We start from the raw sequence: 4,703 nt of genomic DNA, 5'->3' as shown, positions 1-4,703 counted from the left end.
CAGGGCGTAGATTTCCCGCAGCAGCTACTAGATTGTACCGCATTCCTATTACTATCCTACCGAAAAGCCTTACGAAATAGCCCATCGATACCCTAGCGAATCCTAGCGAATCCTTACGAAATCCCCTAGCGAATCCTATCACCTGTAATTACGCAGATTGCTAAATAAGCGGTATTCCCTATATTTCGAGCTCTATTGTATCTATAGCGCATAAAATGTCATACAAACGAATCTGAGGCGTTTAAGAAATATCAGTTATTTATCGGCGTAATCCTTTCTATTCAAAATAACGCATAGAATATCGTTTATTATCTTTCGTTATTAAATACAAATCTATAAACGAAATCAGTCGAAACTAAAATCGTACCGCGTTTATGTACGTGTAAGGTCAAAACAGTGAGTGCCTAACATTAAAATTGAAAACAGTGAGTGCCTACGGTACGAAACCAGTGAGTGTTAAAAATGAGAATAGTTAGTGTGTACTGTCTAAACCTGACAGTTAACTAGAAAAGAACTAGATCTATTAAAAGAAAAGAGAAGAAAAGGGTTTCTCTTCTTTTAGAAATCACGCAGCAATGAAATGAATTGAAGGGGATGGGAACTAATGCGTATAGAAGATAAAACAAAAAGAAAGGGTCAAAAGAATACGGCTGAATTAAAAAGTAATGCGAAGACAGAAGTATATAATCCAAAGGAAAAGAATGCAGGCATGAGTTTCTATAAAGTACCGCAGGATCTCAACTATTATCAATGGATCGATGGTTACAAGATTGAAATGTCGCTTTTATATGCGATCATAGCGAATTGGTACAACGAAAAACAAGGCTACGCCTACCCAACGCAACACCAGTTAATGGAGAAATACGACAAATCTATAAATATTCTTCGCTCACATATTCGGAAACTCGTAGAGGTCGGCTTAATATCCATACAGACTGCGAACACAGGCGGGAATCACTGCTATGTACCGCACGTACCAATGAAGAAGGCGCAAGTCTTCGAAGCATTTCCAAGTGCTGCGGTTAATTATGAGAAGCGTATGAAATGGATCGAAGAGAAAGAAGCGAAGGATCACTCGAAACTAAAAGAGCTACATAAGAAATCGGCAAAGATCAACGAAGCGCAAGCAGTAGCGAAGAGAGAAGAGGTTGTAGAAAATATCGAAGGGAATTCGATAGAAACCGCGTCAGATCTTAGCGAAGACCTATCGGTTATGGCGTTTTGATGCGAAGGCAAATCGAAAACAATCGACATACGGAAATTGTACATGATCCGCAGGAAATTATAAAAATGGAGGCTATAAAATGCAAACAAATACGCAAGAACTAGAGTTAATACCAAATTGCAGTGTACTAAACGGCGGTAAGTCGGCTCATCTTATCGAGATACATACCTATTGCAGAAGAATGAAAGATACGTCAGAATTCCACATCTGTAAACAGTAAATGAACAAGATGTTAGTTTACTATCGCACGTTGTCAATCGATCATGTGCTAGATTTTTAAAAATTTCACATACCATATTAAAAATAATCGGAGGGTTTAAGGATGAAAACAAACAAAACAACGTATTGGAATACTATCGAAGGTAATGCCGAAAATACAAATGCCAAAATAGCCGATCTAGGCGCAGCATACGAGGCAGAAGCGACTAAACCACTATCGAAAGGTGAGCGAACATCATACCTAATGCAAATTTTAAGAGAAGCTAGGGTGAAGTATGGGCGTGATTTCGTAGTGGTTAATTTAAACACAGAACTAGCGCCTGATTGGAAGATCATACCGCAAAAACCGCGTGGGAGCGCAGGTATTAAGGATCGATACGACAACGACAATCTGTTTATGTAACAGGCTGCGGGGAATAACTCTATGTATCAAAAACTAAAAAAACTGTAATAAATTCTAAAATGCATACAATTAATACCTATCTAGTCGTATCTATAGTATGTAAGGGATAGGCGACTTGTTATCGATTATTTCTGTATTCCGATACCTCGGATTATTTTTCAGTATTGCCGCAGGTTTCTTCATCGCTACTCAGAGCGATAAGATCACATTTCCCGTGCCTGCGGTAGTACACCATTGACGGTTACGTCTTACTTTTTATTTTAAAATATCAATACGTAAAGGAGCGATATGGTGTATCAGCTAAATAGCAGCAAATTAAAATTAATTCGCGGATTAATGGGAGTAACCCAAAAACAATTTGCCGATCTTGTTGGCGTGGACACAAAAAGTGTAAGCGCATGGGAAGTTGGGCGATCGATAGCGAATCAAGATAACGTAAAGCGCGTTGTTCAATTTGTTGGCGAAAAGAATTTCGAACAGATTGATGCTTGGTTCTATAGTACCGACACGCAGCGATTGATGAACGATCTGCAAAGGAAGGTCAGTCCTACATGCGTACACTAGTTGTTTGTAACGTTCACGAGCTGCGAGGGGTACGGTTTTTATGTACATATATTTACGAAGACAATTACGTAATAGCACAGAATATTTTACCTTTACGAGACGAGCCAATCGAAGAGAAGATTCGCACGATCGTAATAATGAACTGCGATGACGTATCGGCGTTTGACGTACATACGAGTACAGAAGATGTGTATAAAGCGTGTTTAAGAGCTCCTGACATCATGTGCCACTATAAAGCGCCTGAGGAAACGAGCGAAACGATAAAAGGCTTCGAGGACGAGCGGACACAAGCGGCTTTGATCGATATTTATGGGTTACAAGAAGAGCAACCCGAAGAAGTACAAACAAAACACATACCGAAGTGGCGGGAAAATTTAATCTCATTACTACGGAAGTGTATCAGATTACTAGAAGGAAAGACGAAGGGGGAGATAAAAGATGGAATGGAAACTATATGATGAATTCTCAGTACAAAACGATAAGGCTCACGAGTTTATCGCAGGCTATCGAGAAAAGGTACAAGCGGCAAAAGAGGATGTGACGGCAGCTACGCTAGCATATGAAGATATCCTAAAGCAAGAATTTGCGGGGAAAAAGGTAGCGACGCAAAAGAAAGCAGCACTAGCAGAGATCGAAAAGGCTCAGGCTGCGTTGAGGATCGCCGAGGACGAATACTCAAAAGCTAAGGATTACGCAATGGCGAATCTAGCAGGTACGATAACACTCGATGATCTCGCAAATGATTGGCGTACTAACATTGTGCCGACCGTACGCAAAAATAAAGTCGATCCACTGCGTAAAAAGGCAGAGCAAGGGTTACGTGATTATTTCGAAGCCGTCGTGGGGATCCTACAAATCGAAAGTGAGAATAAGTGGGCAGTAGACTTCATGAACGAGCGTTTTAGAAGTCGAAAGGGTGCTCGTCCTCTTATGCAAAATGCGGCAGGTATCGGAGATATTCCCGTACCGCCAAACGATAACGACTGGAATAAACTTCTAAAGTATAGACAAATACCCACAAGATTCGAGAAGTAACTAATATCTGTAGGCTAATCGCCTACTAATATAAACAAAGAGAAGTCGCCAATAATCGGGCGGCTTTTTCTAATTCTAAGGAGGAAATTATAAATGGTAGTATATTCGAATGATCTAATCGGTAAGCAAGAGAGCGTAGCAGATGAAATGCTGCTATTAAACCCATTACAAACACCTATGTTAAATCTAGTAGGATTCGGAATCCCAGTAACGAACGTTGAGCACGTTTGGTTCGAAGATGAAATGTTCGAACAAGAGAGCGCATTGACGGCGGCTTTAACTGCTGATGCTACATCTATCGAAGTAGAAAATGGCGAAGCGTTCCGATCTCGTCAAGTAATCCGAATCGGCGAAGAGTTAATCTTAGTAGCTAAAGTCGAAGGCGAAAAGTTAACAGTATTGCGTGGATACGCTGATACGGTTGCGGCTGCTGCGGAAGTTGGTGAAGTAGTAGAAGTAATGTTCGTAGAAGGCGAAGAGGGGGCAGACGCTCGCGATGTTCGTCACAAGCCACGTAAGCGAGTTTCTAACCTTACACAAATCTTCGACGAGACTGTAGAGATCACGGGTACGGCAATGGCGGTCACTCAGCATGGCGTAGATAATGAGTACGAGAAAGAAAAGCAAAAGAAACAACTAGAACTAGCGCTAGCGTTAGAAAAAGCGGTAATCAACGGCATTAAGTACGAGAAAGGCAACAAGCGTATGATGCGCGGGGTACGTTCGTTCATTCAGACAAATGTGATCAAAGCTAACGGCGCAGCAATCTCAGATGAGCATCTAATCGAAGCATTCCGAGCAATCTTCGAGAAAAGTGGTTCTACTGCTAGCGGTAACTACAAAATTATCGTAGGTGCTACACAAAAGATTGCTATATCTAACTTCGATAATGCATCAATTCGCCTAGACCGTATGGACAATGGACGAGGAAGTGTAGTAGACCACTATATCTCAGACTTCGGTAACGCTGAGATCGTACTAAATAACAACATGCCTGCGGGCGAAATCCTAGTAATCGACGCGAATCGTTTATCTATACGTCCATTACAAACGCGTGAATTCGCTCACACTTACTTAGGTAAGAAAGGCGACTACATGCAAGGAATGATCGTCGGCGAGTACACGCTAGAAATGTTACAAGAAGCAGCCCACGCTAAGATTACGGGTCTTTCTACTAAAAGAAAATAATCGAAACTGATCGGCTAGGGCTTCGGCTCTAGTCGCTTTTTATATATAGGAGGTCGTGATATATGGAAC

At 41.3% G+C, this 4,703-nt stretch carries 6 protein-coding genes; all 6 read left to right on the top strand.

The window, feature by feature from the left end:
• Window positions 1–604 precede the first annotated feature (604 nt).
• The 6 genes from ACQGSG_RS26740 to ACQGSG_RS26715 all read left to right on the top strand — a co-directional run bounded on the left by ACQGSG_RS26740 (window position 605) and on the right by ACQGSG_RS26715 (window position 4,634).
• A complete protein-coding gene (locus ACQGSG_RS26740; protein WP_205751722.1) occupies window positions 605–1,225 on the top strand; it encodes a hypothetical protein in 621 nt (206 codons plus the stop codon).
• A 322-nt stretch (window positions 1,226–1,547) separates the two neighbouring features.
• Complete coding sequence (locus ACQGSG_RS26735) at window positions 1,548–1,847, top strand: hypothetical protein (protein ID WP_098501936.1); 300 nt, start codon at window positions 1,548–1,550, stop codon at window positions 1,845–1,847.
• A gap of 291 nt (window positions 1,848–2,138) precedes the next feature.
• Window positions 2,139–2,411, top strand: a complete 273-nt coding sequence (locus ACQGSG_RS26730) for a helix-turn-helix transcriptional regulator (RefSeq protein WP_098605412.1) — start codon at window positions 2,139–2,141, stop codon at window positions 2,409–2,411.
• Window positions 2,399–2,869 (top strand): hypothetical protein, encoded by a 471-nt coding sequence (locus tag ACQGSG_RS26725; RefSeq protein ID WP_098605411.1) that lies wholly within the window; start codon window positions 2,399–2,401, stop codon window positions 2,867–2,869. The genes ACQGSG_RS26730 and ACQGSG_RS26725 overlap by 13 nt, the downstream gene beginning before the upstream one ends.
• Window positions 2,850–3,446, top strand: a complete 597-nt coding sequence (locus ACQGSG_RS26720; protein WP_098605410.1) for a hypothetical protein — start codon at window positions 2,850–2,852, stop codon at window positions 3,444–3,446. The genes ACQGSG_RS26725 and ACQGSG_RS26720 overlap by 20 nt, the downstream gene beginning before the upstream one ends.
• A 93-nt stretch (window positions 3,447–3,539) precedes the next feature.
• Complete coding sequence (locus ACQGSG_RS26715; RefSeq protein WP_346263969.1) at window positions 3,540–4,634, top strand: SU10 major capsid protein; 1,095 nt, start codon at window positions 3,540–3,542, stop codon at window positions 4,632–4,634.
• The last annotated feature ends 69 nt before the right edge of the window (window positions 4,635–4,703 follow it).

The organism is Bacillus sp. GMa5/1, from assembly GCF_050172015.1.
GTDB lineage: Bacteria > Bacillota > Bacilli > Bacillales > Bacillaceae_G > Bacillus_A > Bacillus_A cereus.
The sequence above is the reverse complement of the archived record's forward strand: the minus strand, read 5'-3'. Positions and strand labels throughout refer to the sequence as shown.

Bases quoted from the DNA above. Each gene is read 5' to 3' on its own strand.
- ACQGSG_RS26740 (WP_205751722.1), top strand. From the start codon at position 605: ATGCGTATAGAAGATAAAACAAAAAGAAAGGGTCAAAAGAATACGGCT.
- ACQGSG_RS26735 (WP_098501936.1), top strand. From the start codon at position 1,548: ATGAAAACAAACAAAACAACGTATTGGAATACTATCGAAGGTAATGCC.
- ACQGSG_RS26725 (WP_098605411.1), top strand. From the start codon at position 2,399: ATGCGTACACTAGTTGTTTGTAACGTTCACGAGCTGCGAGGGGTACGG.
- ACQGSG_RS26720 (WP_098605410.1), top strand. From the start codon at position 2,850: ATGGAATGGAAACTATATGATGAATTCTCAGTACAAAACGATAAGGCT.
- ACQGSG_RS26715 (WP_346263969.1), top strand. From the start codon at position 3,540: ATGGTAGTATATTCGAATGATCTAATCGGTAAGCAAGAGAGCGTAGCA.